The sequence below is a fragment of the Rubrobacter marinus genome (assembly GCF_011492965.1).
Taxonomy (GTDB): domain Bacteria; phylum Actinomycetota; class Rubrobacteria; order Rubrobacterales; family Rubrobacteraceae; genus Rubrobacter_F; species Rubrobacter_F marinus.
In genome coordinates, this window is the sequence record NZ_CP045121.1 from 2,563,600 (window position 1) to 2,586,231 (window position 22,632).

The following is a 22,632-nucleotide window of genomic DNA, read 5'->3' on the forward strand; positions in this document are numbered from 1 at the left end:
AGTCGTGCATAAATACGCAGCGATGAGAATCGTGGGGATGGCTTGAAGATCACCGTCGTAACGCCGCGGGGGCCGCGGACCCGCAGCGGCAACGGGACCACGGCCGCGCGCTGGGCGCGCTTGTTGCGGGAGACGGGGCATCGCGTGCGGGTCGAGGAGGACTGGTCCGGGGGGCAGGCGGACCTGATGATCGCGCTGCACGCCCGGCGAAGCCACCCCTCCATCGAGCGCTTCGGGGCGGCTCACCCGGACAAGCCTCTGGTCGTCGCCCTGACCGGGACGGACCTGTACCGGGACATCCGCACCGACGAGGACGCGCGCGAGTCCCTGGAGCTGGCGACGCGGCTGATCCTCCTTCAAGAGAAGGGCCTCGAAGAGCTGGAGCCGCGCCACGGGGCGAAGGCGCGCGTCGTCTACCAATCGGCCGAGCCGATGGCGCGCAAGCAGCCGGTCGAGTCCCGTTTCGACGCCTGCGTGATCGGGAACCTCCGGGCCGAGAAGGACCCCTTCCGCGCCGCCCTGGCCGCCCGGCTCCTCCCCCACTCCTCCCGCCTGCGCGTCCTCCACGCGGGCGAGGCCTACGACGCCCACCTCGCCGCGCGGGCCCGCCGCCTGGAAGCGGAGATCCCGCGCTACCGCTGGATCGGGGAGGTGCCGCGCTGGCGGGCGCGACGGCTTCTGGGCAGGTCCCGCCTGCTCGTACAGAGCTCCCTGATGGAGGGCGGCGCGAACGTCGTCTCCGAGGCTCTGGCGGCGGGCGTCCCGGTTCTGGCCTCGCGCATCCCCGGCAACGTCGGGATGCTCGACGAGGACTACCCGGGCTACTTCACGCCGGGCGACGAGGAGGCCCTGGCCGAGAAGCTCGGACGAGCCGAGGGTGACGAGGCCTTCTACTCCTCGCTCGTGAAGGGCTGCGCCGCGCGAGCCTACCTTGTCGAGCCCGAACGGGAGCGGGCGGCGCTCGCGGCGTTGGTAGAGGAGCTTGGACGAGGGGCCGGGTAGTATACTCGGGCGCGTGGACGAGAAGGCACGCATCAGGCTGACGAAGTACTCGCAGAAAGCCGGCTGAGCGTCCAAGTTCGCTCCAGGGGTCCTGGAGCAGGTACTTGGAGAGCTGGCGCCGGGGTCGCCCTCGGTGAACGGCTTCGTGAGCAGCATGGAGACGAAGGACGACGCGGGATACGTGCCGTTCGGCGGCGGCCTGCTCCTTCAATCCGTCGACTTCTTCCCGCCCATAGTGGACGATCCCTACCGCTTCGGCCAGATCGCCGCCGCCAATGCCCTCTCCGACATCTACGCGATGGGCGGCAAACCGATCACGGCGATGAACCTCGTCGGCTTCCCGGGCTCGCTAGACCTCTCGATCCTCAAGGAGATCCTGCAAGGCGGCTCCTCGAAGATAGAGGAGTCCGGCGCCCGGCTCCTCGGCGGCCACTCCGTCCAGGACGACGAGCCCAAGTACGGCCTCTCCGTCACCGGCTTCGTCGAGGAGGACAGGGTGGTCCGTAACGCCGGCGCGAGGCCCGGAGACCGGCTCGTCCTCACCAAACCCCTCGGTTTCGGCATCCTCACCACCGCCCTGAAGAGGGAGATCCTCTCCGAGGCCGAGATCGAGGACGCCGTCGAGACGGCGGCGCACCTGAACAAGGCGTCGGGCGAGGCTCTCGGTGAGATTCGGGCCTCCGCCGCCACGGACGTGACGGGCTACGGCTTCCTCGGCCACCTCGCGGAGGTGCTGCGGGCGACGGAGGTCGGCGCGGTGGTCCAGAGGTTCGACGTCCCGGTCTGGGAGCGGGCGGAGAAGCTCGCCGCCGAGGGTCACTACCCCGGCGGCCTGAAGAACAACCGGACCTACCTGGGAGACTACGTCACCGCCGACGGCGTGGACGAGGGTGCCCTACTCCCCCTCTACGACCCCCAGACGAGCGGCGGCCTCCTCGTCTCGGCCCGCCGGAGGAGGCCGAACGCTACGTCCGCGCCCTCCGGGAACGCGGGGAGACGGCCGAGGTCGTCGGCGAAGTCGTCCAAGAGCCCGGCATACGGGTCGTCTAGGGCTTCCGGCCGCCGGCGAGATCCCGCTCCGGCCGCGAAGACTTCTCTCGAGGATGCACCTGTTACACGTCGGAAGCGCCGCGTTCGGGACAGGAACGGGCGGCGTGAAGCGCGCGGCGCCCTCTGAGGGCTGATGGCTACGATCCTCGACACCGTGCTGCCCTTCTTCGCCCTGATCTTCTGCGGCTACGGCGCGGCGCGCTTCGGGGTCCTGGACACGAGGAGCGCGGCGGGCCTGAACTCGTTCGTCTTCTACTTCGCCCTGCCGGCCTTCCTCTTCTCCCTGATGTCGGCCTCGCCGATCGGGGAGGTCCTGAACCTCCCCTTTATCCTGGCCTACTCCTCGACGAGCCTCGCGCTCTTCGGCCTCGCCGCCCTGGGCGGCAGGGCCCTCTTCGGGGTCGGGAAGGGCGAGGCCGCGGTCCTCGGGCTGGCGGCGGTCCTCCCGAACACGGGCTACATGGGGATACCCCTCATCTCGACTGCCCTCGGGCAGGAGGCCGCGCTCCCCATCGTCGTGGGGCTGATTATCGACGGCGTGCTCCTGATCCCGATCGCCATCGCGATCATCACGGCCGGCAAGGGCGCGGGGGGGAGCACCCTCGGCAACGTCGGCTCCACCCTCGCCGCCCTCACCCGCAACCCCATCATCGTCTCCATCTTCGCGGGCCTCCTGTTCTCCGCGGCGAGCCCCGTCGCCCTGCCGGGCACCGTCGCCGGCTTCCTGGACCTGCTCGCCGCCGCGACGGGACCCTGCGCCCTCTTCGCCCTCGGCGCCACCCTCGCCAGCCGCTCCGTCTCCGGCGCGGCCGAGGTCTCCTACATGACCTTCCTCAAGCTCTTCGTCCACCCGGCCGCCCTCTGGCTCGCGGCCACCCTCGTCTTCGGCGTGGACCCGCTCTGGGCGGTCGCCTCGACCCTCGGGGTCGCCCTCCCCATCGCCGCCAACGTCTTTATCGTCGCCCGCCAGTACGACACCTACGTCGAACGGACCTCCAGCGCGATCTTCGTCTCTACCTCGGTCTCCGTCGTCACCGTCTCCGTCCTCCTCGCCCTCCTGAACCCCGCCTGACCCCCCACCTTGACATCCCCATGCCGAGTCCTACAATTAGTTAGCTGGCTAAATAAATACGGTCAAGGGAGGCGGCGATGGGTGAGATAGCGGAGAGGATCGAGCGGGAGCTGCGGGGTTGGCCGGGGGTGGAGTCGAAGCCGCACAGGTTCAACGGGATCGAGTTTCGGGTTCGGGGGCACGAGATCGGGCACCTGCACGGCGACCGGTTGGCGGACCTGCCGTTCCCGGTGAGGGTAAGGAAGGAGCTCGTGGCGGCCGGCAAGGCCGAGGAGCACCACGTCCTGCCGGAGACCGGGTGGACGAGCTACCGCATCCGGGGGCCCGAGGACGTCGAGGGGGCGCTGGAGTTGTTCCGAATGAACTACGAGCGGCTCCAGGCCAGGGGGAGGGTTTGATCCAGACCGGGGGGACGGGCCGCATCGGGGAGACGGCGGGCTTCGCGCTGGCGAAGGCGTGCAAGGCGCACCGGGGGAGCGTCGGGGCCGCTCTCGCGGAGGTCGGGTTGCACGCCGGCCAGGAGATGGTCCTGCGGGAGCTCTGGGAGGAGGACGGCCTCAAGGGCGGCGAGCTCGCCGCCCGGCTCGCCGTCGAGCCCCCGACCGTAAGCAGGATGCTCGGCAGGCTGGAGGCTTGCGGCCTCCTGGAGCGCCGCCGGGACCCGGAGGACGCCCGGAGCTTCCGGGTGTGCCTCACGGCCAAGGGCCGCGACCTGCGGCGTCCCGTCGAGGACCTCTGGCAGCGGGTCGAGGAGCGGGCATTCGAGGGGATGAGCGAGGAGGAGAAGCACGGGCTCAAGGGCCTCCTCGTCCGCGTCCGGGAGAACCTGAGCGCGGGCTAGGGGCTCGCTCTTCCTCCGACGATCTTATCTACGGGAGACGAACATGACTTCGAAAGACGGAAAATTGAAGGTCGTGGGCATAGGCGGGACGCTGCGCGAGGGCTCGTCGAGCCTCGGGGCGCTCCGCCGGGCGCTCGGGGCGGCGCGAGACTCCGGGGCGGAGGCAGAGCTTCTGGACCTCAAGGAGCTCGACCTGCCGATGTACGAGCCCGGGAGGCCCCTGGAAGGGTACGGCGAGGGCGTGGGGCGGCTGGTGGAGGCCATGCGCGGGGCCGACGCCCTGATCCTCAGCACCGCCGCGTACCACGGGACGCTCGCGGGCATAACAAAGAACGCGCTGGACTTCGCGCAGTTTCTCGGCGGGGACGAGAGGCCCTACTTCGACGGCAAGGTCGTGGGCTTGATCTCGACGGCCGGCGGGGAGATGGCCGGGTCCAACGCCAACGGGGCGATGGTCCACGTCGTTCACGCCCTCAGGGGGACCGTGGCGCCGCTCATGGTCTCCGTTCCGAGGGCGTGGAAGTTCTCGGACGGCGACGGGAACATAACCGACGACGGGTACGGGGAGAAACTGGAGGGCCTGGGGCGTCTCGTCGTCGACCTCGCGTCGAGGCTCACGCCCGAGGAGGATCGGGTGCTCCGGGCCTCCGCCTGAGAGGTCCGGCCGGGCAGTAGAGGTCCCATTCGATTCGGAAGGAGAAGCCGACATCACGGAGAACAGCGCGCCCCCGGGCGAGAGAGGCGAACGTCGGGTCTCGACGAGGTTGTTGTTGCTCGTCCTGATCTCGGCGGTCTTCGTCTCGGTCCTGAACAGTTCGATGGTGAACGTGGTCGTGCCCGTCATAGGGCGGGAGTTCGGGGCGTCGGCGGGGCAGGTGGGGTGGGTGATCACGGGCTACCTCCTCGTCTACGCCGTGGGCATCCCGCTCTACGGGCGCATCTCGGACCTTTACAGCTTGCGCTCCACGTTCACGCTGGGGCTCGTCACGTTCGCGGTGGGGTCCCTGGTCGGGGCGCTGGCGCCGAACCTCGTGGTGCTGGTCCTCGGACGCATCTTGCAGGCGGCGGGAGGGGCGGCTATCCCCGCGCTCGCGAGCGCCTCGGTGGCGAAGCTCCTGCCGCCCGGGGAGCGCGGGTACGCCCTGGGGCTCGTGCTGTCCAGCGTCGGGGTCGGGGCGGCCGTCGGGCCGGTCGTGGGCGGTACCCTGGCCGGGTTCGCCGGCTGGCAGTCGTTGTTCTACGCCTCCCTCGCCCTGGCGGCCCTCCTGGTCGTCGGCGCGTGGTTCGTGCTGCCGCACACCAGGCCCTCCGGGGAGCGTTCGTTCGACCTGCCGGGCGGGGTGCTGCTCGGGCTGGCGGCCGGGCTGTTCCTTTTCGGGGTGACGCAGGGGCAGGTCGAGGGGTTCGGCTCGCCCTCCTCGTGGGGGAGCTTCCTGGTGTCGGCGGTCTCGGCGGTCGGGTTCGCGTTGCGGATACGGACCGCCGCCCATCCGTTCGCCCCGCCCGACCTGTTCCGCAACGGCCCGTACGTCGCGGCGGTGGCGGTCGGGTTCTTCTCGATGCTCGCGAACGTGACGAGCCTCGTCTTCGTGCCCCTCCTGGTCTCGGAGGTCAACGGGCTCTCGCCCGCGCGGGCGGGGCTCGTGCTCGCGCCGGGGCGGTCGCGCTCGCGCTCCTCTCCCCTACGCCGGGCGCCTCTCCGACCGCGTCGGCGCCCGGGCGCCGATCTTCGCCGGGCTCGGGGCATGCTGGTCTCGGCGCTCTTCCTCTCCTCCTTCGGGCGGGGGCTCCCCGTATCTGGTCTCCCTCGGGATGCTCGGTTTCGGGCCGGGTTCGCCTTCGCGAACTCCGCGACGAACAACGCCGCGCAGGCCGTCCTGCCCAGGGAGGAGGTCGGGGTGGGGATCGGCATCTTCCAGGGCCTCTTCTTTCTCGGCGGGGGACGGGGCCCGCGGTGATCGGGGCGTTCTTCGCGGCGAGGAGCGACGCGGGGGCCGGCGCCCTCAACCCGCTCTACGGCCTCGGGGCCGCGCCCTTCTCCGACGCCTTCCTCATGGTCTGCGTCGCGCTCGTGGTCTCGATCGTCGCCGCGCTCTGGATCAGGGGCGGCGGGAAGGGGCGAGGGGCGAAGGGCTCTTAGGAGAGGCGAGAGAGGAGAGCCATGCGAGATTACGGCAGGGAACTTCGATTCGGCGTGAGCGTCGCGCCGCTGGCGGGGGAGGTAGAGAGCATCCGGCGCGTGGTCCGGGCGGCCGACCGCGAGGGGCTCGACCTCGTGGGCATCCAGGACCACCCCTACCAGCGCCGCTTTCTGGACACCTGGACCCTCATCTCGACGCTCGTCCCCCTGACCGAGAGGATCCGGTTCTTCCCCGACGTCGCGAACCTGCCCCTGCGCCCGCCGGCCATGCTCGCCAAATCGGCCGCCTCCCTCGACGTCATCTCCGGCGGGCGGGTGGAGATCGGGCTCGGAGCCGGCGCCTTCTGGGACGCGGTGGCGGCGATGGGAGGACCGCGGCGTAGCCCCGGCGAAGCCGTGCGCGCGCTGGAGGAGGCGATAAGGGTGATGCGGCTCGTGTGGAGCGAGGAGCGCTCCTTACGCTTCGACGGGGAGTTCTACGGGCTCGCGGGGATGCGGCCGGGGCCGGCTCCGGCGCACCCCATCGGGGTGTGGGTCGGGGCGTACGGGCCGAGGATGCTGCGGCTCATCGGCCGTCTCGCCGACGGGTGGGTCCCCTCGCTCGCCTACTCGGCGCCCGAGCGTCTGCCCGAGATGCACGACCGGATCGACGGCGCGGCAAGGGAGGCGGGCCGCGAGCCCCGGGAGATCACGCGCGTCTACAACGTCGAGGGCAGGATCGGGGCGGACGGCGACGGTCCCCTGGTGGGACCGCCGGAGAAGCTCGCCGAGGCGCTCTCCGGCTTCGCCCTGGAGTCGGGGATGGATGCCTTCGTCTTCTGGCCGCAGGGGCCGCCGGAGGAGCACGAGCGGCAGGTGGGCCGCTTCGCGGGGGAGGTCGCCCCGGCGGTGCGCGAGGCCGTGCAGGGGGAACGCGCCCGGAGGCCCGGCGCGGCGAGGACCGGCGGCGGGGGCGCGAAATAGGCCGGTCGGCGCATTCCCCCGTAGCGAAGCTGCTCCGGGGAGCGGTCGAGGGTATAGAGTTTCGGGGTCTGGACACGAGCCGCCGGAGGCGACGATGAGGAGATGGGTCAAGGGCGGTCTCGCGGCGGGAGGGGTCGCGGTCGCCGCGGGGGCGTTGCGCCGTTACCTGAACCCGGAGCCCCGGTACTCCCCGTGGGAGAAGCCGCCCTACGGGGTCTTCGAGAAGAAGGTGCTCGTCGTGGGGGGCGGTTTCGGGGGCTACGCGCTCGTGGAGAGGCTGACCGAGCTGACCCGCCGGCGCGACGACGTGGGCATCATGATGCTCTCGCGGGAGAACTTCTTCACCTTCTGGCCGATGGTCGCCGGCACCATCTCCAGCGACATCGACTCCCTCAACGTCGCCCAGCCCTTGAGGCGGGCCCTGATCACCTCGGGGGCCAGCTTCAGGCGGGCCCCGCTGAAACACATCGACTACGACAGAAAGATCGCCGTCGCCGACGGGGCAAGGAGTTCCCGTACGACCACCTCGTCCTCGCGGTGGGGGCGCAGCCGAACTTCTTCGGGATCGAAGGCGTCGAGGAGCACTGCCTCACGATGAAGGGGGTCGCCGACGCCGAGCGCATCCGCAACAGGGTCATAGAGCGCTTCGAGGACGCGACGCTCGCCGACGGCGACGTGCCGGACTCGTCGCTCACCTTCGCCGTCATCGGGGGCGGCTCCACCGGGGTCGAGACCGCGGCGGAGATCGACGCCCTCATCACCGACGCCCTCGCTCCGGATTACCCGAGCATCCGGCGGGACAGGGTCAAGGTGATCCTGCTGACCCGCGGCGCGGAGATCCTGCCGGAGCTCGACCCCGCCCTCAGGCGCGCCGCCCGCGCCCGCCTCGCCGCCCGCAACGTCGAGGTCCTCACCAGCGCGGCGGCAGAGCGGGTCGAGGCAGGTCGCGTGGTCCTCAAGGACGGGCGCGAGATCGAGACGGAGAACGCGATCTGGACGGCCGGTGGCCGCCCGAACGAGCTCCTGAAGACCCTCGACCTCCCGCTCACCGAGCGCGACGGCGTGATCGTCGACGAGTACCTGCGCGTCGCGGACCGGCCGGGCCTGTGGTCCCTCGGGGACTGCGCCGCGATCCCGAACGTCCTCGCCGGGAGCGAGAAGGAGAGGTTCGTCCCCCCCACCGCCCAGGCCGCCGTGCAGCAGGGCTACGCCGCCGCGGAGAACGTGCTCGCCGCCCTCGACGGGCGGGAGGAGGACCTCGAGCCCTTCGAGTACCGGCCCATGGGCCAACTCGTCGAGCTCGGGAGCGAGTTCGCCGTCAACGAGGTGCTCGGGGTGAGGTTCAGCGGGCTCCTGGCCGTCCTCGTGTGGCGGGCCACCTACCTGTACAAGCTCGAGAGCCCGAGGGGCAAGGCCGCCGTGGCCGCCGACTGGATCCTCGGCCTCTTCTTCCGCCCGGCCGCCGCCGAGATCCGCCGGGACGACTAGCGGTGGTGAGGCCCACGACGACGCCGGCGGGGCCGTGAGCCCTTAGCCGCGGCCGGAGACGCCCCGGCGCGAGACCGCTACCAGAAGGAGGAAGTCATGAGTACCAACGAGAAGCAGCCGGTGATCCCCGAGGGCTCCGAGGACCTGCTCTCCTCCACCGCCCTCGCCCACGTCGCCACGATAGGCCCGGGCGGCGAGCCGCAGAACAACCCCGTGTGGTTCGACTGGGACGGGCAGCACCTCAAGTTCAGCCAGACCAAGGGGCGCCAGAAGTACCGCAACCTCGGCCGCGACCCGCGCATCGCCCTCTCCATCGTCGACCCCGGGAACCCCTACCGCTACCTGGAGGTGCGGGGCGAGGTCGAGAAGATCGAGGAGGACCCGAACCTCGACTTCATAAACGCGATGGCGAAGAAGTACCTCGGGGTGGACGATTACCCGTACCACCAGCCCGGCGACGAGCGCGTCGTGCTGTACGTCCGCCCCGAGCACACCACCGGGATGGCCTAGAGAGGCGCGGCCGGCCGTGGCGCGGCGCGAGGGGGGTTCGGGCAACGTAGGGGCGCTCCGGCGCGCCCTCGCCTACCTCCGCTCGTACGGGAAGGAGGCGGTCGGGCCTTTCTCGCGCTGCTCCTCGTCTCGGCGGCGAACCTCGTGACGCCCCAGCTTATCGCCTACGCCGTCGACCGGGGGTCACGCCCCCGGGTAGCATGCGCGTCATCCTGCTCGCCGTCGGGGGCTCGTCGGGGTCGCACTCCTGCGCGGGGCTTCCAGTTTTTGCAGGGCTACCTCGCGGAGAAGGCCTCGCAGGGGGTGGCGTACGACCTGAGGAACGCGCTCTTCGAGAAGATAGAGCGCCTCGGCTTCGGGTACTACGACCGGCAGGAGACCGGCCAGCTCGTCACTCGCCTGACCAGCGACGTCGAGCAGATCCGGACGTTCGCCGGCTCCGGGGTCGTGCAGCTCGCCTCGGCGGCGATCATGCTGCTTGGGACGACGGTCCTCCTCCTGTTCCTCGACCTGCAACTCGCCCTCGTGGCCCTGGCGACGGTACCGGCTATCTTCGTCCTCCTCCTCCGCTTCGTGCAGCGCATCGGGCCGCTCTTTCGGGGCGTCCAGCAGGCCCTGGGCCGGCTGAACACCGTCCTCCAGGAGGACCTCTCGGGGGTCAAGACCATCCGCGCCTACGCCCGCGAGGACTACGAGACGGACCGCTACCGCGAGGTCAACGACGACCTGCTGGGCAGGAACCTGGAGACGGTGCGGACCTTCGCCAACAACTTCCCGTTCGTTTTCTTCGTGGCGAACCTGGGGACGCTTGGGATCGTGCTCTTCGGCGGGCTGCGCGTCATCGGCGGCACGCTCACGGTGGGCGAGCTTATCGCCTTCAACACGTACCTCGGGTTTCTGCTCTTCCCGATCCTGACCATCGGCTTCCTCTCGGCGGCCTTCTCGAGGGCCGGGGCCTCAGCGGCGAGGGTCTTCGAGATCCTGGACGCCCCCATCGAGGTCGAGGACAAGCCGGACGCCGTTGCCCTCCCCCCCGTCCGCTGCCGGGTCGAGTTCGACGGCGTCCGCTTCCGCTACCCCGGGGACGAGAGGGAGGTCTTGAAGGGCGTGAGCTTCTGCGTCGAGCCGGGGCAGACCGCGGCGATCCTCGGGACGACGGGCTCGGGCAAGTCCACGCTCGTGAACCTCCTGCCGCGCTTCTACGACGTCACCGGGGGGGCGGTGAGGCTAGACGGCCACGACGTGCGCGACGTCACGCTCTCCTCGCTGCGTTCTCAGGTCGGCATCGTGCTGCAAGAGACCCTGCTCTTCAGCGGCACCGTCCGGGACAACATCGCCTACGGCAGGCCCGACGCGACGCTCGACGAGGTCGAGGCCGCCGCCCGCGCCGCCCGCGCCGACGAGTTCGTTCAGGGGCTCCCCGAGGGCTACGGGACCGTGGTCGGGGAGCGCGGCATCGGGCTCTCGGGGGGGCAGCGCCAGCGCATCGCGATCGCGCGGGCGCTCCTCGTCGACCCGAGGCTCCTCATCCTCGACGACTCGACCTCCGCCGTCGACGCCGAGACGGAGGCGGCGATCCAGGAGTCACTCGACAGGCTCATGCGCGAGGAGCACCGCACCGTCTTCGTCATCGCGCAGAGGGTCTCGACCGTGAGGGACGCGGACCTGATCCTGGTCCTCGACGAGGGCGAGATCGCCGCCCGCGGCACCCACGAGGAGCTCGTCCGGACGAGCGAGCTCTACAACGAGATCCTCGGCTCCCAGCTCGAGCCCGCACCCGCCGGAGGCTAGAAGACCCTTACGAGCCCGGTGGGGGCTCCTCCAGGTCCGGCCGGTCGAGGCCCTGGTCGCGGAAGGAGGACTCGTCCTCCAGGGGCTCCAGGTGCACGAAAACGGTCGTCATCGGGAGCTCCTCGACCACCTCGCGCTCCAGGTCCTCGGAGAGGTCGTGGCCGCGCCTGACGCTCCAGGAGCCGGGGACGAGGACGTGCATGCTGACGAACCTCCTCGCGCCGGCGCTGCGCGTGCGCAGGGCGTGGAACTCGATGCCGCTCTCGCGGTAGCGGGAGATCACGGCCTCCACCACCCTCAGATCCTCCGGGGGGAGCGCCGTGTCCAGCAGCCCGTGGGCCGCCTCGTTCAGGATGCGCAGGCCCACCCACACGATGTTCGCGGCTACGACGAGCGCGATCAGGGGGTCCAGGAACAGCCACCCCGTCCAGCCCACGAGGAGGACGCCTGCCACGACCCCGGCCGTGGTCCACACGTCGGTGAGGAGGTGCCGCCCGTCGGCGCGCAGCGCGGCCGAACGCAGCCTGCCGCCCGCCCTCAGGAGCACGAGCCCCACGACGCCGTTGAGGACGGCGGCGACGAGCGAGACCACGAGGCCCGCCCCGACGTTCTCCAACGGCTGCGGCTCGAACAGACGCCCGACCGCCGTCGCCGCGATAAAAGCCGCCGCAGCGAGGACGAGAGCCCCTTCGAGGGCGCTGGAGAAGAACTCGGCCTTGGTGTGGCCGTAGGCGTGCTCCTCGTCGGGGGGACGCGCGGCGGCCGAGAGCGCCCAGAAGGCGCCGATCGCGGCGACGAGGTTCGCCGAGGACTCGGCGGCGTCGGAGAGCAGACCCACGGAGCCCGTAAGGACGTACGCCCCCGCTTTCAGGCCCACGGTCGCGAGCGCCGCCGCGATCGAGACCGCCGCGTAGAACCGCGTCGAGCGAGCAGGGGACGCGCCGGATCTCCCTGTACCCCCGGTCGCCGGGGCGTCCTTTCGCATCACGACTCGCACCGAAACATCGCGTGATATTAGCAGCCGGGACGGTCCTTCTCGTGCCGTCCTCCGGCGAGGATCTACCCCCCGCGACCCGCCCTCACTCCTCCGCCTGTGGTACACCCTCCGGGTTTCCTTACAGGCCACAGCGAGGAGCGATTCATGCGAGCCACCGTCTTTCACGCGCCGGGCGACGTCCGGGTCGAGAACGTCCCGGACCCGCGTATCGAGCAAGGGACCGACGCGGTGGTCAGGGTCACCCACGCCTGCGTCTGCGGCTCGGACCTGTGGTTCTACCGGGGCATCTCGCGGTGGGAGGAGGGCTACCGCTGCGGCCACGAGTGGATGGGGATCGTGGAGGACGTCGGGAGCGAGGTCACGTCGGTGAAGCCGGGCGACCGGGTCCTCTCCCCCTTCGCCTTCTCCGACGGCGAGTGCGAGTACTGCTTGAAGGGCCTCCAGACCTCCTGCGTCCACGGCGGCTTCTGGGGCGGCGCCGATTCCGACGGCGGCCAGGGCGAGGCGGTCCGGGCCCCGCTGGCCGACGGCACGCTCGTCAAGATCCCGGAAGTGGTCGCAGACGACGAGGCGCTCCTGAAGTCCATCCTGCCCCTGACGGACGTGATGGGTACGGGCCACCACGCGGCGGTCGCGGCCGGCGTGCGGGCCGGGGGGACGGCGGCGGTCGTCGGGGACGGGGCCGTGGGCCTCTGCGGCGTCCTCTCCGCCAGGAGGCTCGGCGCGGAGCGCATCATCATCCTCGGCCACCGCGAGGATCGCCTGGAGGTCGCGCGCCGCTTCGGGGCGACGGACGTCGTGACCGCCCGCGACGAGGCCGCCGTCGAGGAGGTCCTGGAGATGACCGGCGGCGGCGCGGAGGCCGTCCTGGAGTGCGTCGGGGTCAAGTCCTCGATGGACTCCGCGATCGGGGTGGCGCGTCCGGGCGGCACGGTTGGCTTCGTGGGGGTGCCGCAGGGGAGCGAGGAATTGAACCTCGGCCGCATGTTCGGGAGCAACATCGCGCTTCGCGGCGGGGTCGCCCCGGTGAGGGCGTACATACCGGAGCTCCTGGACGACGTGCTCGCGGGCACCCTCGACCCCTCGCCCGTCCTCGACCTCACCGTCGACCTCGACGGCGTCCCGGAGGGCTACGCCGCGATGGACGAGCGGCGCGCGATCAAGGCAATGGTCAGGGTCCGGTAGTTTGTAAGAGCGCTCGTCAAAACATCCGCGGGAGCGTGATACAACCGGCGCTAGACCGACCAGAGCCGGAAGGAAACGTTCCATGCCCCGCGCGCGCTCCGCAGCCGTAGTAGCCCTTCTCGCCCTCCTCCTCGCCTCGCCCCTCGCCGCCTCCTGCGGCTCCGGAGCGGGCCAGTCCGAGCCCCGCATGGTCCCCCAGGAGGACACTGGTGGCGAGGCGAGCGTCGAGGGTACCCAGACCACGCTCGCCGAACAGGAGACGCCCCCGCCCGAGGACACGGCAACGCCCGAGGCCGAGGGCGAGTCGGCGGAAGCCGGGCCGGTGCCCGTCGAGACGAGCGTCGTCGCCACGGGCCTGGAGGCGCCGTGGGACGTCGCGTTCCTCCCCGGAGGCGAGGCGCTCGTCACCGAGCGGGACTCGGCGAGGCTGCTCCTCCTCGACCCGTCGGGGACGATCGAGGAGGTCCAGACCCTCCCGGCGGACGGCTCCGGCGAGGGCGGCCTGCTCGGCGTCGCCGTCTCCCCCGCCTACGACGAGGACGGGCTCGTCTACGCCTACTACACCACCGCCGAGGACAACCGGGTGGTCCGCTTCCGCCTCGGCGAGGAGCCCGAGCCGATCCTGACCGGCATCCCCGTCAACTCCTACCACAACGGCGGCCGGATAGAGTTCGGCCCCGACGGGCTGCTCTACGTCGGCACCGGCGAGGCGGGCGACATGCCGATCTCCCAGGACGTGGGCTCCCTGGGCGGCAAGATCCTCCGCATAAACCCCGACGGGGGCGTCCCCGGCGACAACCCCTTCCCCGGCAGCCCCGTCTACTCCTACGGCCACCGCAACGTTCAGGGCCTCGCCTGGGACGAGGGCGGGCAGCTCTACGCCACCGAGTTCGGCCAGAACACCTTCGACGAGGTCAACAGGATAGAGCCGGGCGGCAACTACGGCTGGCCCGAGGTCGAGGGGACCGGCGGCGAGCCCACGTTCGTAGACCCCATCTCGACCTGGGCGACGAGCGAGGCCTCCCCGAGCGGCGCGGCCATCGTAAGGGACAGCGGCATCCCGCAGTGGGAGGGGGACTTCTTTATGGCGGCCCTCAGGGGCCAGCGCCTCTGGCGCCTCGACCTCGACGGAGCGGGCAACCTCGCGGGCCGGGAGGAGCTCCTCTCCGGCGAGGCCGGCCGGCTGCGGCACGTCGCCCAGGCCCCCGACGGCTCGGTCTGGGTCCTCACCAACAACCGCGACGGCCGCGGCACCCCCGGCCCCGACGACGACCGCATCCTCAAGCTCGCCCCCGCGCAGGGATAGGGCCGCACCGGGACCCCGGCGCGACGTATCCGCCGGGCTGCGGCAGAGGAGGCAGGGCGCATTGCAGGTCCGCGTACCGTCCTTCGGCCGCATGAGGTGTAAGGTAGTCCCATGGGCATGAGGAGCATCGAGTCCATCGCGGGGGCCTCGCGTGAGCGGGCGGGGGACCGCGGGGCGACGCTGAGGCGGCTGCTCTCGGAGCTCGGTCCGCACGGGGGCGAGCTCGCGCTGGCGTTCGTGCTCATCGTCATCGGGGCGGGGGCGCAGGCCGGGGGGCCGTACCTGATCGGGCGGGCCATCGACCGGAACATCCTCGGCGACGACCCCTCCGGCCTCTTCCGCACGATGATCCTGCTCCTCGTGGTCTACGCTGCGGGGACGCTGGCCCAGAGCGGCCAGATCCGCCAGGTCGGGGCCGTCGGCCAGCGCATCCTGGCCTCGCTGCGCGCCCGCATCTTCGACAAGTTGCAGCACCTCCCCCTGAGCTACTTCGACCGGCGCCCGGTGGGCGACGTGATGAGCCGCACGACGAACGACGTGGACACGCTCAACCAGTTTCTCTCCCAGGGGGTCACCCAGCTTCTGGGCTCGCTCTTCAGCCTCCTCGGGATCGTGGTCGCGATGCTGTTTCTGGACCTGAGGCTCGCCCTCGTCTGCTTCACCATCATCCCGGCGATGCTGCTCACCACCTCGTTCTTCGCCCGGAGGGCGCGCCGCGCGTTCCGCCAGACCCGCGAGACGGTCGGCGACGTCACGGCGGGCTTGCAGGAGGAGATCGTGGGCGTCCGCGAGGCCCAGGCCTTCAACCGCGTGGAGGCGAACATCGCCCGCTTCCGGGAGCGCAACGCCGCGAACAGGACGGCGAACGTGCAGGCCGTCGCGGTCACGTCGGCCTTCGCCCCGGCGATAGACGTGCTCAGCACGCTCGCCATCGCGCTCGTGATCGGCTACGGCGGCTACCTCGTCTACGCGGGAGGGCTCACCGTCGGGCTCCTGGCGGCGTTCCTGATCTACGTCCAGCAGTTTTTCCGGCCGCTCCAGCTCGCCTCCCAGGTCTACACCCAGGCCCAGGCCGCCCTCGCGGGCGCCGAGCGCATCTACGAGATCCTGGACGAAGAGCCCGAGCCGGCCGACCCGCCGGGGACGCCGGAGCTCGGCCGCGTCGAGGGCCGCATAACCTTCGAGGACGTCTCCTTCGCCTACGAGCCGAAACGCCCGGTCCTCGACGGCGTCTCCTTCGACGTCGCGCCGGGACAGACCGTCGCCCTCGTCGGGGCGACGGGGGCGGGCAAGACCACGATCGCGAACCTCATCCCCCGCTTCTACGACGTGACGGGCGGCGCGGTAAGGATCTACGGCCACGACGTGCGCGAGGTGACGCGCCGCAGCGTGAGGCGCAACGTCGCGACCGTCCTGCAGGAGCCGTTCCTGTTCTCCGGCACGATCTCGGAGAACATAAGCTACGGCCGCGCGGGGGACGAGAAGCCTCCGACGCGCGAGGAGACCGAGCGCGCCGCCCGCGTCGCCCAGGCCGACGGCTTCATACGAGACCTCCCGGAGGGCTACGAGACCCGTCTCGGCGAGGCCGGGGGCTCCCTGAGCCAGGGGCAGCGCCAGCTTCTCTCCTTCGCCCGCGCCGTCCTCGCCGACCCGGCCATCCTGATCCTCGACGAGGCGACGAGCAACATAGACACCCGCACGGAGGCGGTCGTTCAGGGCGCCCTCAAGGAGCTCCTCACCGGCCGCACGAGCGTCGTCATCGCCCACCGCCTTAGCACCATCCGGGACGCCGACAGGATCCTCGTCGTGGAGAACGGCCGCATCGCCGAGAGCGGCACCCACGCCGAGCTCCTCGCCGCCGGCGGCCTCTACGCGGACCTGTACCGCCGCCAGTTCCGCGAGTCCGCCCCGGTAGCGGAAGGCTAGAGCGCCCCTCCGGCCACCGCCGCGACCGGTGCTCCGGGCCCACCCGGCACTCGGCGAGCTCGAAGGTCGCGCGGTACGGCGTGAACTCCACGTGCTCGCTCACCGCGTAGAGGGCCTGCGGCGCGCACAGGAAGAGGGCCAGCGCCTCGTCGCGCACGAGCTTTTCGATCCTGTAGGAGGTTCGGGCGAGCAGGGGCTTGCGCGTCTGGCTCCCTCCACCGGTAGCTCTTCATCGCGGCCGGCACGATGCTGCCGCCGGGGCTCGTGCGCACGAGCTCCTCCACGGTGTTGTAGGTGATGTACAGCCAGTCGAGCGGGCTCGGTTCCACGACGCGTACCTCGCCGACCGGCTCGCCCGTCTTTCCCCCACCCCTCAACAGGGCCGAAACCCTACTGAAAACGTTCGTACGCGACCCCTCCCAAGATGCCTTCCGTCGCGAGGGCCCGCGCCACGCGCCATCCGCACCGACCGTCCGCTCTGCCTCCTGTGACTACCCAGATTCTGGCGCGATCGAATACCCGCCCTCGTCGGCGCCGAAGACCGCGCGGCGAGACACCGCCTTTAAACGGAACGTTTACATAGTTCGGGGGTTTTCGACCATCGTGATACAATCGTCGAAAGGCGCTCGGCGGTGGGGTACCGGAGCGGGCGTATTCGGAGGGGTTTCATCCGAGGGAACGGGGGCGAGGTGGCGAAGCCTATCATTCTTACGGTCGACGACGACCCGGAGGTTCTGCGTGCGGTCGAGCGGGATCTGAGGCGCCGCTACGCCCGGGAGTACCGCGTGTTGCGGGCGGACTCGGGGGCCTCGGCGCTCGAGGCTTTGGGGAAGCTGAAGCTGCGGGGGGATGCCGTGGCGCTCTTTCTGGTGGACCAGAGGATGCCGCGGATGACGGGGGTGGAGTTTCTCGAAGAAGCCAGGGGGATCTTCCCGGAGGCGAAGAAGGTGTTGCTCACCGCCTACGCCGACACCGAGGCGGCGATCCGCGCGATCAACGACGTGGGGCTCGACCACTACCTGCAGAAGCCGTGGGACCCGCCGGAGGAGAATCTCTACCCCGTCCTCGACGACCAGCTCGAGGAGTGGCTCTCGGGGTTCAGGCCGCCCTTCGAGGGGATCCGGCTCGTCGGCAACCGCTGGTCGCAGGACTCGCACCGCTTGAAGGATTTTTTGGCCCGTAATATGGTCCCCTACCGCTGGCTCGACGTCGAGGGCTCCGAGGAGGGGCGTCGGATCGTCGCGCAGGCCGACCACGGGGCGCCGAAGCTCCCGCTCGTCGTGCTGCCCGACGGCGCGTACCTGGAGGATCCGCCCAACGTCGAGGTGGCCGAGAAGATCGGGCTAAAGACGAGGGCCCAGCGGCCTTTCTACGATTTGATCATCGTCGGTGGCGGCCCTTCGGGGCTGGCGGCGGCGGTCTACGGCGCCTCCGAAGGGTTGAAGACCGTCCTTATAGAGCGCGAAGCGCCCGGCGGGCAGGCGGGGACGTCCTCGAAGATAGAGAACTACCTCGGCTTCCACACCGGGGTCTCGGGGGGCGAGCTCAGCCGGCGGGCCGTCGCCCAGGCCAGGCGCTTCGGCGTGGAGATCCTGGCGCCCCAGGAGGTCAAGGGCGTCCGGGTCGAGGACCGCTACCGGATCGTCACCCTCTCCGACGGCTCCGAGGTCTCCTGCGACGTCCTCCTCATCGCCACCGGCGTCGCCTACAGGAAGCTGGACGCCCCGGGGATAGACGAGCTGACCGGGCGCGGCGTCTACTACGGCGCCGCCATCACCGAGGCGCTCTCCTGCCGCGACAGCGACGTGTACATCGTCGGCGGGGCGAACTCGGCCGGGCAGGCCGCCATGTACCTCTCGCAGTTCGCCCGCGAGGTCACCCTCCTCGTGCGCGGCGACTCGCTGGAGAAGGGCATGTCCCAGTACCTTATCGACGAGATGGGCCGCAGGGAGAACATAAAGGTCCGCCTGAGGAGCAGCGTCGCCCGCGTGAGCGGCGACGAGAGCCTAGAGACCGTGACCATAAAGGACGCCGCCTCGGGCGGGGAGGAGACCGTGCCGGCCGCGGGGCTCTTCGTGTTTATCGGGGCGCTCCCGGGGACGGACTGGCTCGACGGGGTGGTCAGGCGCGACGAGCGCGGGTTTATCCTCGCGGGCCCGGACCTCTCGGAGGACGGCGCACGTCCCAGAGGGTGGAGCCTCGACCGCGACCCGTACCTCCTGGAGACGAGCGTCCCGGGGATCTTCGTGGCCGGGGACGTACGGCACGGGTCGGTCAAGCGGGTCGCCAGCGGGGTCGGCGAGGGCTCCATCGCGGTCCAGTTTATCCACCAGTACCTCAGCAAGGTGTAGCGGTGCGGGCCCCTACGGCTTCCGCCTCCCTGGGCCGGGCGCCGCTCTTCGCGCACCTGCCGTCCGAGAAGCTCGACTGGATCACCGCCCGGGGCGAGGAGGTCCGCCTCGCCTCGGGCGCCGTGATCGCCCGCCAGGGCGACCCGCCCGACGGCTTCTACGTCGTGCTCGAGGGCGAGACGGCGTGGACGCGCAACGTCGGGGGCCGGGAGGCGTTCGTCGTCACCCTCGGGGAGGGCTCGGTCTTCGCCGAGCTTATCCTCCTCCTGGACGCCCCCTACCCCACCACCGGCAGGGCCACGACGGACGTCAACCTCCTGAAGCTCGCGCCCGACGCGTTCTGGGAGATGCTCGCCTTCTGCCCGGAGGTCACCCGCGGCATCTTCAAGACCGCGGCCGAGCGCTCCCGGCTTCACGAGTCCGTGACCCAGGGGCAGGCGAAGCTCGCCGCCCTGGGGCGGCTCTCCGCGGGCCTCGCCCACGAGCTCAACAACCCCGCCTCCGCCGCCCGACGCGCCGCCGGGGAACTGCGCGGCTCCGTCGCCGAGCTCCACGCCCGCGCCCTCGCGCTGAACGGCCGGTACCTGACCGAAGAAGCGCTCCGGGACCTCTCCGGGTGCGCCCGGGAGGCTCAAGAGAGGGCGGCCTCCGCGCCCGCCCTCGACCCGCTGGAGAGGGGCGACCTGGAGGACGAGCTTCTCCTGTGGCTCGAAGACCGCGGCGTCGAGGAAGGCTGGGAGCTCGCCCCCACCTTCGCGGGCGCCGGGCTCGGCGTCGGCTGGCTGGAAGGCGTCTCCTCTGCCGTCGACGAACCCTCCCTGGCGGACGCGCTCTCGTGGCTCGGCTCGGTCCTCACGGTCACGGAGCTCGTCGGAGAGGTTGAGGGGAGCACGGGCCGCATCTCCGAGCTCGTCGGGGCGGTAAAGGCGTACACCCACATGGATCGGGCCGCCCGGGAGGAGGTGGACGTCCGCGAGGGGATCGAGAGCACCCTGAAGATGCTCGCCCACAAGCTCAAGGGCCTGAAGGTGACGCGGGACTACGGCGAGGACGTGCCGACGGTCTCCGGAAACCCCGGCGAGCTGAACCAGGTGTGGACGAACCTCCTGGACAACGCCGCCGATGCGGCCGGGACGGCTGCCGGAGGCGACCGGGGCGCCGTCTCGGTTCGTACCCGGCGTAGCGGGGACGCCGTCCTCGTCGAGGTGTCGGACGACGGGCCCGGGGTACCGGAGGAGGCCCGGGGCCGCGTCTTCGAGCCGTTCTTCACCACCAAGCCCGTCGGCGAGGGGACGGGCCTCGGCCTGGACATAAGCCAGCGGATCGTCGTCGAGAGCTACGGCGGCGAGCTGTGGTTCGAGTCCGAGCCCGGGGAGACGCGCTTCACCGTCCGCCTCCCGGCCCGGGGGCCGAAGAGCGACGGTGGCGGAGGCGCGCCATGATCCACGACCCGCAGGACACGAGCGTCTTCCCGAAGCTGGCGGACGAGGAGGTGGCCTGGCTCTCCGCCCACGGCGACGAGCTGAAGCTGGAGGCCGGGGAGTACCTGTTTCTGGAGAACGAGTCCGTGGACAGCTTCTTCGTCCTGCTGGAGGGCGAGCTCCGCGTCCTGAGGCCCGTGGAGGGCGGCGACGAGGAGGTCGCCACGCACCTCCCCGGCGAGTTCACCGGCCAGCTCGCGGTCCTCGCGGGGAACGTGCCGCGCTTCCGCGTCCGGGCCGTCGCCCCGAGCCGCCTCCTCGAGATAACCTCCGGCGCCTTCCGCAGGGTCTCGGCCGAGAGGCCCGCGGTAGCGGACGTCTTCATCTCGGCCCTCTCCCGGCGCGTGCGCGAGAACCAGGACTGGGCGCGCCAGAACGAGAAGCTCGCCGCCCTCGGCAAGCTCTCCGCCGGCCTCGCCCACGAGCTCAACAACCCCGCCTCCGCCGCCCGCCGCGCCGCGGCCTCGCTGCGAACCGTAATCCTCGACGCCCAGGAGACCGCCCTCCGGCACGACGGCCGGTTCACGGACGGGGAGAAGGAGCGGATCCTCGCCCTCCGGCGCGAGGTTGCCGGGGCCGGCGTGGACGCGGTCCCGCTCGACGGGCTGGAGAGGTCGGACCTGGAGGACGAGCTCTCCGAGAAGCTGGAGGAGCGCGGCGTGGAGGAGGCGTGGGAGCTCGGGCCCACGCTCGCGGGCGCGGGGCTGGACGCAGAGCGCATCGAGGCGTTCGCCGACGGCATGGAGGGCGAGAAGCTCGCGGGCGCTCTCGCGTGGCTCGCGACGACCCTGGACCTTCTGGGGCTCGCCGGGGAGGTCGAGGGGAGCACGGGGCGCATCTCCGAGCTCGTGCGCGCCATGAAGGAGTACACCTACATGGACCGGGCGCCCATGCAGGAGGTCGACGTCCACGAGGGGATCGAGAGCACCCTCGTCATCCTCGGGCACAAGCTCAAGGGGAACGTGGAGGTGGAGCGCGAGTACGATCGGGGACTCCCCCGCGTGAGCGCCCGCGGCGGCGAGCTCAACCAGGTCTGGACCAACCTCATAGACAACGCCCTCGACGCCATGTCCGGCGGCGAGGGCATGGGCCACCTGAAGATAAAGACCTCCCGGGACGGCGGCTGCGTGAAGGTCGAGATCACCGACGACGGACCCGGCATAGCCCGGGGGCTCAAGGGCCGCATCTTCGAGCCGTTCTTCACCACGAAGCCAATCGGCGAGGGGACGGGGCTTGGGCTGGACATCGCGCGCAGGATCGTGACGCGTCGCCACGGGGGGGACATGAGGGTAGACTCGAAACCGGGCGAGACGCGGTTCAGCGTCCGGCTGCCCGTAGGGGCGGGAGAAAAAGACGGAGGATAAAGGCTTGTACACCGAAACGCAGCTTTTCAAGGAGATCTGCTCGGAGAAGCGGCGCGTGGACACGCGCGTCCTGGAGCAGGTCATAACGCTCGCCGTGGAGATAGCGCGGGAGGGACGGGAGGGACGCAAGATCGGGACGCTCTTCGTCGTCGGCGACTCCGAGGCGGTGCTCCGGAGTTCACGGCCGATGATCCTGGACCCCCTCCAGGGGCACGCCGACGAGAAGAAGCACATAGAAGACCCGAACGTGCGCGAGACCCTCAAGGAGCTCGCCCAGCTCGACGGGGCGTTCGTCGTCTCGGACGAGGGCGTCGTCCTCTCGGCCGCCCGCTACCTCGACACCGTCTCCGACAGCCTGGAGCTGCCCCTCGGGCTCGGGAGCCGACACATGGCCGCCGCCTCCGTCAGCCACAGGACGGGGGCCGTCTCCGTCGCCGTCTCCGAGAGCTCGATGGTCAGGATGTTCGACGACGGGAAGCTGATCTCGGAGATCACGCCGGAGCTCTGGATGTTCGACCGCTACAGCTCCCAGATCCGCAACCGCCCCGTGGCCCAGACGGAGGAGGGCGTGACGATCGTGGGCCCGGCCGAATGAGGCCCGACGACGTCCTCGACTTCTGGTTCGGCAGGGAGGGAGAGGAGGGCTACGGCGGCTTCCGCGAGGAGTGGTTCCGCAAGGACGCCGCCTTCGACGAGGAGATAAGGGACCGTTTCCTGGGCCTCTACGAGGAGGCCGCGGCCGGCGAGCACGACGACCGGCGCGAGGACGCGCGGGGGGCCGTGGCGCTCGTGATCGTGCTGGACCAGTTCCCCCGCAACATGTTCCGCAACGACCCGAGGACGTACGCGACGGACGGGAAGGCGCTCGAGGCCGCGAGGTACGCCGTGGAGAGGGCCCTCGACCGGGAGCTCCGGCCGCTGGAACGGTGGTTCCTGTACATGCCGTTCATGCACAGCGAGGAGATCGAGGACCAGCGCCTCGCCCTCGACCTCTTCCGCAACCTCGGCAAGGTCGGGGAGTCGGACCCGGTGCCCTACGCCGAGGGCCACAAGGAGATCGTCGAGAGGTTCGGGCGCTTCCCGCACCGCAACGCCATCTTAGGCCGGGAGACGACGGTCGAGGAGGCGGAGTTTTTGAGAGGCCCGGGCTCGTCGTTCTGAGGTT

The 22,632-nt window shown here is 70.8% G+C and carries 20 protein-coding genes and 1 pseudogene; 20 read left to right on the forward strand and 1 reads right to left on the reverse strand.

Annotated features, from left to right (window positions below; all coding sequences use genetic code 11):
* Positions 1-42: 42 nt before the first annotated feature.
* The 12 genes and pseudogenes from senB (at position 43) to GBA65_RS13260 (ending at position 10,857) form a co-directional block, all read left to right on the forward strand.
* A complete protein-coding gene (gene senB / locus GBA65_RS13210) occupies positions 43-1,002 on the forward strand; it encodes a selenoneine biosynthesis selenosugar synthase SenB (protein ID WP_166396945.1) in 960 nt (319 codons plus the stop codon).
* Positions 1,003-1,015: 13 nt separating this feature from the next.
* Positions 1,016-2,052, forward strand: a pseudogene (selD, locus tag GBA65_RS13215) (selenide, water dikinase SelD).
* Between the two features lie 133 nt (positions 2,053-2,185).
* Complete coding sequence (locus tag GBA65_RS13220) at positions 2,186-3,124, forward strand: AEC family transporter (protein ID WP_166396946.1); 939 nt, start codon at positions 2,186-2,188, stop codon at positions 3,122-3,124.
* Positions 3,125-3,201: 77 nt separating this feature from the next.
* The gene (locus GBA65_RS13225; protein ID WP_166396947.1) at positions 3,202-3,522 is read left to right on the forward strand and encodes a luciferase domain-containing protein; all 321 of its coding nucleotides are present in this window, start codon (positions 3,202-3,204) and stop codon (positions 3,520-3,522) included.
* Positions 3,519-3,965 carry a MarR family winged helix-turn-helix transcriptional regulator gene (locus GBA65_RS13230; protein WP_207955759.1) on the forward strand — a complete coding sequence of 149 codons (447 nt, stop codon included), beginning with the start codon at positions 3,519-3,521 and terminating at the stop codon, positions 3,963-3,965. The genes GBA65_RS13225 and GBA65_RS13230 overlap by 4 nt, the downstream gene beginning before the upstream one ends.
* 43 nt (positions 3,966-4,008) lie before the next feature.
* Positions 4,009-4,620: an NADPH-dependent FMN reductase gene (locus GBA65_RS13235; RefSeq protein WP_166396948.1), complete on the forward strand. Its 612-nt coding sequence runs from the start codon at positions 4,009-4,011 to the stop codon at positions 4,618-4,620.
* A 115-nt stretch (positions 4,621-4,735) separates the two neighbouring features.
* Entirely contained in the window at positions 4,736-5,923 is a 1,188-nt protein-coding gene (locus GBA65_RS13240; RefSeq protein WP_207955760.1) for an MFS transporter, read from the forward strand.
* Positions 5,920-6,105: a hypothetical protein gene (locus GBA65_RS23240; protein ID WP_207955761.1), complete on the forward strand. Its 186-nt coding sequence runs from the start codon at positions 5,920-5,922 to the stop codon at positions 6,103-6,105. The genes GBA65_RS13240 and GBA65_RS23240 overlap by 4 nt, the downstream gene beginning before the upstream one ends.
* A 21-nt stretch (positions 6,106-6,126) precedes the next feature.
* On the forward strand, positions 6,127-7,068 hold the full coding sequence (locus tag GBA65_RS13245; RefSeq protein ID WP_166396949.1) for an LLM class flavin-dependent oxidoreductase: 942 nt from the start codon (positions 6,127-6,129) through the stop codon (positions 7,066-7,068).
* A 102-nt stretch (positions 7,069-7,170) separates the two neighbouring features.
* Positions 7,171-8,556 carry an NAD(P)/FAD-dependent oxidoreductase gene (locus GBA65_RS25335; RefSeq protein ID WP_266096496.1) on the forward strand — a complete coding sequence of 462 codons (1,386 nt, stop codon included), beginning with the start codon at positions 7,171-7,173 and terminating at the stop codon, positions 8,554-8,556.
* A gap of 96 nt (positions 8,557-8,652) precedes the next feature.
* A complete protein-coding gene (locus GBA65_RS13255; RefSeq protein WP_166396950.1) occupies positions 8,653-9,066 on the forward strand; it encodes a PPOX class F420-dependent oxidoreductase in 414 nt (137 codons plus the stop codon).
* A 267-nt stretch (positions 9,067-9,333) separates the two neighbouring features.
* On the forward strand, positions 9,334-10,857 hold the full coding sequence (locus GBA65_RS13260; RefSeq protein WP_207955762.1) for an ABC transporter ATP-binding protein: 1,524 nt from the start codon (positions 9,334-9,336) through the stop codon (positions 10,855-10,857).
* Positions 10,858-10,864: 7 nt separating this feature from the next.
* On the opposite strand, the gene GBA65_RS13265 is transcribed toward GBA65_RS13260, so the two are convergent.
* Positions 10,865-11,842 (reverse strand): cation diffusion facilitator family transporter, encoded by a 978-nt coding sequence (locus tag GBA65_RS13265; RefSeq protein ID WP_166398508.1) that lies wholly within the window; start codon positions 11,840-11,842, stop codon positions 10,865-10,867.
* 156 nt (positions 11,843-11,998) lie between these two features.
* Between GBA65_RS13265 and GBA65_RS13270 the strand changes: the two genes are divergently transcribed.
* From GBA65_RS13270 to GBA65_RS13305, 8 genes are all read left to right on the forward strand, one after another.
* Positions 11,999-13,039 (forward strand): zinc-dependent alcohol dehydrogenase family protein, encoded by a 1,041-nt coding sequence (locus GBA65_RS13270; protein ID WP_166396951.1) that lies wholly within the window; start codon positions 11,999-12,001, stop codon positions 13,037-13,039.
* A gap of 82 nt (positions 13,040-13,121) precedes the next feature.
* On the forward strand, positions 13,122-14,345 hold the full coding sequence (locus GBA65_RS13275; RefSeq protein ID WP_166396952.1) for a PQQ-dependent sugar dehydrogenase: 1,224 nt from the start codon (positions 13,122-13,124) through the stop codon (positions 14,343-14,345).
* 117 nt (positions 14,346-14,462) lie between these two features.
* The gene (locus GBA65_RS13280; RefSeq protein ID WP_166396953.1) at positions 14,463-16,271 is read left to right on the forward strand and encodes an ABC transporter ATP-binding protein; all 1,809 of its coding nucleotides are present in this window, start codon (positions 14,463-14,465) and stop codon (positions 16,269-16,271) included.
* 689 nt (positions 16,272-16,960) lie between these two features.
* The gene (locus GBA65_RS13285; protein WP_166396954.1) at positions 16,961-18,622 is read left to right on the forward strand and encodes an FAD-dependent oxidoreductase; all 1,662 of its coding nucleotides are present in this window, start codon (positions 16,961-16,963) and stop codon (positions 18,620-18,622) included.
* Positions 18,623-18,624: 2 nt separating this feature from the next.
* Entirely contained in the window at positions 18,625-20,064 is a 1,440-nt protein-coding gene (locus tag GBA65_RS13290; protein ID WP_166396955.1) for a sensor histidine kinase, read from the forward strand.
* Positions 20,061-21,467, forward strand: a complete 1,407-nt coding sequence (locus GBA65_RS13295) for a sensor histidine kinase (RefSeq protein ID WP_166396956.1) — start codon at positions 20,061-20,063, stop codon at positions 21,465-21,467. Before GBA65_RS13290 ends, GBA65_RS13295 begins: the two co-directional genes overlap by 4 nt.
* Positions 21,468-21,471: 4 nt before the next feature.
* Positions 21,472-22,062 carry a DNA integrity scanning protein DisA nucleotide-binding domain protein gene (locus GBA65_RS13300; RefSeq protein WP_166396957.1) on the forward strand — a complete coding sequence of 197 codons (591 nt, stop codon included), beginning with the start codon at positions 21,472-21,474 and terminating at the stop codon, positions 22,060-22,062.
* On the forward strand, positions 22,059-22,628 hold the full coding sequence (locus tag GBA65_RS13305; protein WP_166396958.1) for a DUF924 family protein: 570 nt from the start codon (positions 22,059-22,061) through the stop codon (positions 22,626-22,628). Before GBA65_RS13300 ends, GBA65_RS13305 begins: the two co-directional genes overlap by 4 nt.
* Positions 22,629-22,632 lie beyond the last annotated feature (4 nt).

Excerpts from the sequence above, each read along its gene's own strand:
- GBA65_RS13220 (WP_166396946.1), top strand. The coding sequence starts at position 2,186 with ATGGCTACGATCCTCGACACCGTGCTGCCCTTCTTCGCCCTGATCTTC.
- GBA65_RS13225 (WP_166396947.1), top strand. The coding sequence starts at position 3,202 with ATGGGTGAGATAGCGGAGAGGATCGAGCGGGAGCTGCGGGGTTGGCCG.
- GBA65_RS13235 (WP_166396948.1), top strand. The coding sequence starts at position 4,009 with ATGACTTCGAAAGACGGAAAATTGAAGGTCGTGGGCATAGGCGGGACG.
- GBA65_RS13245 (WP_166396949.1), top strand. The coding sequence starts at position 6,127 with ATGCGAGATTACGGCAGGGAACTTCGATTCGGCGTGAGCGTCGCGCCG.
- GBA65_RS25335 (WP_266096496.1), top strand. The coding sequence starts at position 7,171 with ATGGGTCAAGGGCGGTCTCGCGGCGGGAGGGGTCGCGGTCGCCGCGGG.
- GBA65_RS13255 (WP_166396950.1), top strand. The coding sequence starts at position 8,653 with ATGAGTACCAACGAGAAGCAGCCGGTGATCCCCGAGGGCTCCGAGGAC.
- GBA65_RS13265 (WP_166398508.1), bottom strand. The coding sequence starts at position 11,842 with ATGCGAAAGGACGCCCCGGCGACCGGGGGTACAGGGAGATCCGGCGCG.
- GBA65_RS13270 (WP_166396951.1), top strand. The coding sequence starts at position 11,999 with ATGCGAGCCACCGTCTTTCACGCGCCGGGCGACGTCCGGGTCGAGAAC.
- GBA65_RS13275 (WP_166396952.1), top strand. The coding sequence starts at position 13,122 with ATGCCCCGCGCGCGCTCCGCAGCCGTAGTAGCCCTTCTCGCCCTCCTC.
- GBA65_RS13280 (WP_166396953.1), top strand. The coding sequence starts at position 14,463 with ATGAGGAGCATCGAGTCCATCGCGGGGGCCTCGCGTGAGCGGGCGGGG.
- GBA65_RS13295 (WP_166396956.1), top strand. The coding sequence starts at position 20,061 with ATGATCCACGACCCGCAGGACACGAGCGTCTTCCCGAAGCTGGCGGAC.
- GBA65_RS13305 (WP_166396958.1), top strand. The coding sequence starts at position 22,059 with ATGAGGCCCGACGACGTCCTCGACTTCTGGTTCGGCAGGGAGGGAGAG.